Source organism: Chromobacterium vaccinii (genome assembly GCF_000971335.1).
Lineage (GTDB): Bacteria > Pseudomonadota > Gammaproteobacteria > Burkholderiales > Chromobacteriaceae > Chromobacterium > Chromobacterium vaccinii.
Genome location: NZ_JZJL01000105.1, coordinates 1 through 3,784 on the forward strand (window position 1 = coordinate 1; position 3,784 = coordinate 3,784).

A 3,784-nucleotide genomic window follows, 5' to 3' on the forward strand; every position below is an offset into this window, starting at 1 on the left:
CGCGCAGCTCGCCTTCACGGCCATAGACCGGCTCGCCGCCTATCAGCATTTCTCCGCGGATATCCATCAGCCCTCCATCGCCTCGCGCATCGAGCGCTCCAGCTTGTCGACCGCCTCGTCCAGTTCGTCCTCGCTGATCACCAGCGGCGGCAGCAGCCGCAGCACGGCCGAGTGGCGGCCGCCGGTTTCGATGATCAGGCCGTTGGCCAGGCAGCGCCTCTTGATCGCGCGCGCCAGCTCGCCATCGGCCGGGCGGCTGCCCAGCGCGTCTGCCGGCGCGTCGGGATCGACGATTTCCACACCCCACATCAGGCCGCGGCCGCGCACGTCGCCGATGACGGGCAGGCGTTCGGCCAGGCCGCGCAGCGCGGCGCCGAGCCGCTGGCCCTTGGCGCTGGCCTGGGCCACCAGCTGCTCGGACTGAATCACCTCCATCGCGGCGGCGCCGGCCACCATCGCGATCTGGTTGCCGCGGAAGGTGCCGGCATGGGCGCCGGCCTGCCAGGCGTCGTATTTCTCGTGATAGAGCAGCAGCGCCAGCGGGAAGCCGCCGCCGACCGCCTTGGAAACCACCACCGCGTCCGGCTCGATGCCGGCGTGCTCGAAGGCGAACATGTGGCCGGTGCGGCCGAAGCCGGTCTGGATTTCGTCGATGATCAGCGGAATGCCCAGCCGCGCGGTGATGTCGCGGATGCCGCGCAGCCAGCGGGCCGAGGCCGGGATCACGCCGCCTTCGCCTTGCACCGCCTCGACTATCATCGCCGCCGGCGGGATGATGCCGCTCTCCGGATCGCTCAGCGCGCGTTCGATGTAGGCCAGCGAGATGTCCTCGCCGCGCTCGCCGCCGACGCCGAAGGGGCAGCGGTAGGAATAGGGATAGGGCAGGAAATGCACGTCCGGCATCAGGGACGCCACCTGGCGCTTGGCGCCGAGGTTGCCGGTCAGCGCCAGCGCGCCGGCGGTCATGCCGTGGTAGGCGCCGTGGAAGGTCAGCACGCCGCGGCGGCCGGTGGCGGTCTTGAACAGCTTGATCGCAGCCTCCACCGCGTCGGCGCCGCTGGGGCCGCAGCTCTGGATGCGGACGTGGCGGGCGAAGTCGGGCGGCAGGCATTCCAGCAGCTTGCGCAGGAAGCGGTACTTGGCCGGCGTGGTGATGTCCAGCGCCTGGGTCACGTGGCCGGATTGCAGAAATTCAAGCACCCGCGCCTGAACCTGCGGGTGGTTGTGGCCGGTGGCCAGCGTGCCGGCGCAGGACAGGCAGTCCAGGTACTCGCGGCCAGCGCGGTCGAAGACGCGCGTCAGGCGGCCGCGCTCGATGACCGTGTCGATGGAGTTGGCATAGGTGCGGGCGCCGGATTCGCGCGCTTTGACGAAGTCGTACATTTCCTGCCAGTCAGGCGCGTCGCTTTGCGATACGGGGGCGTCCAGGAGTTCGGTTGCGGTCATGAGGCACCTTGTTGTCGGGTGAGGGGTGGAAGGGCGCTAGCGGAGCAGGCTGTTCATCAGCCCTTTGTCGTTCTTGCCGAAATACCGGGGCCACAACATGGCCTGGGCGCGGAAAGCCGGGTCTCGCAGCAGCAGCGCGTGCAGCCGCGGCAGGTTGTGCAGCGGCACCGAGGGAAACAGGTGGTGCGCGATGTGGTAGTTGATGTTCAGCGGCGCCAAAGTCAGCCGCTCCAGCCAGCTGGCGTCGACGTGGCGGGTGTGGGACAGCTCGGGGCCGCTGTCGTCCAGATTGTGCTCGGCGACGATGCGTACGCGCATGAAGGCCAGGCACAAGGTGTGCAGCGGCAGCAGCCACATGACGATCAGCCAGAGCCAGGCGCCGCTGGCGATGGCCGCCGCGGCGACGATCAGCCAGAAGGCGGCGAATTGCAGCCGCTCGGAGCCGGTCAGCAGCTTCTCGCTGTTGTCGATGACGGCGCCCCAGCCGGTCCAGTAGCGCAGGATAGGCCGCCAGGCCCCGAAGTTCAGGCAGAACAGGTCGCGCAGCAATAGGCGGCGGAAGGATTGCCGGCTTTGCGGAAAGCGGTAGGCGGGGTCTTCTACCAGCTTGGCCCAGTACGGGTCGTTGGGGCGGTTGGTGAACACGTGATGGGGCAGGTGGCCGCGCCGGTAGCAGGAGGTGACCATGCCGGCGGGAAACGCGCACAGCCAGTTGCTGGCCAGCTCGTTCAGGCGGCGGTTGGCGAACAGCCGGTAATGGGTGGCGTCGTGCATGATGATGCCCAGCGCGTGCTGCTTGCAGGCGACCAGGAAAAAGGACAGCGCGAAGCAGGCGGCGACCGCGGCCCAGCCGGGGGCCGACAGGGCGTCGACGCCGCCCTGCAGCTCCAGGACGATGAAGGGCAGCGCCAGCGCGGCGGCGATGGCCAGCCACTGGCGGGCGATCAGCCACAGGCTGCGCAGGGGGTGTATGCGTTGCAGCGCTTGCGCCTCGGCGGCGTATTTGCGGCGATAGTTGACGGTCTGGCCATCATTCACGGTTGCGCACTCCTGTCTGTTGGGCTTGCTTGCAAGCCGGGTTCGACAACGGAAAACGTCCCACTCAGTCGTAGCGGTGGCGGCCCAGCGCCGCAGCCGGGTCCAGCAGCCGCTGCAGCCCGGCGGCCAGCCGCTGCGCGCCGGCGTCGGAGAATTTGCGGTAGAAAGCCGCGTTCAGCGGGCCGACGCCGTGCTCGGCGCTGAAGCTGCCGCCATATTCGGCCACCAGCCGGTACAGGCCGCTTTTCAGCATCGCCAGCTTGGCCGGGCCGTAGGCGGCGGCGTGTTCGCGCGGCAGCAGCGCGATCAGGTGGCAGCCGCCGTCTCCGAAGTGGCCGAAGTCGTACAGCCGCAGCGCCGGGTGCTCGCCGGCCAGCCAGCGCTCGGCGGCGGCGTGGAAGGCCGGCAGCCGCGAGCGCGGCAGGCCGACGTCGAAGGACAGCGGCAGTCCCTCGGCCGCCAGCGCCAGCGGCAGGCTGTCGCGCAGCGGCCACAGCGCTTCCGGCCGGGCGAAGGCTGCGTCGGCGACCAGCCCGCGCTGATGCAGGCAGGCCAGCAGCGACTCGGCCTGTTCCCGCAGCAGCGCGTCCAACCCCGGCATCGCGCTGGCGATTTCCACTAGCGCGTAGCAGCCTGCCGGCGAATCGGCCAGCGGATGGCGCAGCGCCGGATAGTGGCGCAGCGTGACGGCCAGCGCCGGCGCGCCCATCACCTCGAACGCCGACAGCATCTCGCCGAAGCGCTGCTCGCAGGCGTCCAGCATGGCGAGCGCGGCCTCGCGGCCGGGCAGCGCGGCGAACAGCGTCAGCGTCGAGGCGTCGTGCCGCTTCAGGTCCCAGGACGCGGCGGTGACCACGCCCAGCGCGCCGCCGCTGCCGACGAACAGTTGCTTGAGATCGATGCCGGCGTTGTTCTTGCGCAGCGGGGCTGTCAGGTCCAGCACGCTGCCGTTCTCGTCGGCCAGCACCACTTCCAGCCCCAGCAGGTTGCGGCGGACGTCGCCGTGGCGCAGCAGCCGGCTGCCGCCGGTGTTGGCGCCGACCAGGCCGCCGACGGCGGGGTCGCTGCCGACGTCAATCGGCAGCCAGAGGCCGTGCGGCTCCAGTTGGCGGTTCAGCTCGGACAGCGGCATGCCGGCCTCGGCCACCGCGCTGCGGTTCAGCGGGTCGAAGGCGCGCAGGCGGCGCATCCGCGCCAGCGACAGCGCCACCTGGCGGCCGGAACCATCGGGCACCGCGCCGCCGACCAGGCCGCTGAGATTGCCCTGCGGCACCAGCCGCGCGCGGTGGCGGACCGCGGC

General features: G+C 70.6%; 3 protein-coding genes. All 3 read right to left on the reverse strand.

Translation table 11 applies throughout. The features are described from left to right. Positions 1-66: 66 nt before the first annotated feature. Positions 67-1,446, reverse strand: a complete 1,380-nt coding sequence (locus VL52_RS22675) for a diaminobutyrate--2-oxoglutarate transaminase family protein (RefSeq protein ID WP_200896089.1) — start codon at positions 1,444-1,446, stop codon at positions 67-69. 36 nt (positions 1,447-1,482) lie between these two features. Next, positions 1,483-2,484 (reverse strand): fatty acid desaturase family protein, encoded by a 1,002-nt coding sequence (locus VL52_RS22680; RefSeq protein WP_046159170.1) that lies wholly within the window; start codon positions 2,482-2,484, stop codon positions 1,483-1,485. A 64-nt stretch (positions 2,485-2,548) separates the two neighbouring features. Next, on the reverse strand, positions 2,549-3,784 hold a 1,236-nt coding region (locus tag VL52_RS22685), incomplete at its 5' end, for an FAD-binding oxidoreductase (RefSeq protein WP_046159171.1).